The organism is Longimycelium tulufanense, from assembly GCF_014645795.1.
Taxonomy (GTDB): domain Bacteria; phylum Actinomycetota; class Actinomycetes; order Mycobacteriales; family Pseudonocardiaceae; genus Longimycelium; species Longimycelium tulufanense.
In genome coordinates, this window is the sequence record NZ_BMMK01000084.1 from 3,071 (window position 1) to 3,436 (window position 366).

1 protein-coding gene is annotated in these 366 nt (G+C 69.7%); it reads right to left on the reverse strand.

The annotated features are described in order from the left end of the window. On the reverse strand, positions 1–366 hold a 366-nt coding region (locus IEY55_RS31495), incomplete at both ends, for a DnaB-like helicase C-terminal domain-containing protein (protein ID WP_189062235.1).

Here is a 366-nt window from a genome sequence, read left to right on the forward strand (position 1 = left end):
CCGCAGCGGGACGTCCCGGAGCTGACGTTGGGCGGTGCGCACCCGAGCCCAGTCGTGAGGGTCCAGGCGATGGGTGGTGAGCCTGGATAGCTCCACTGCGGCGACCTGGGCGATGATCCGGTCGGTGATTTCCTCGCGTGCCATCTCCAGCGAGGCGATGACGCTGCCCTTGCCCTGCCGGGCGGCCTCCACGGCGAGGTTGATGCCGATGACGGTCTTGCCGATCCCGGTTCGGGCTGCGACGACGCACATCTGGCCGGGCCGCAAGCCTCCGTCGAGGATCTCGTCGATGTCGCACCATCCGGTCGACAGGGCTGGTGGCCGGGGCTGGGTGTACCGCTCCAGCGCCTCGTCCACCAGATCGCC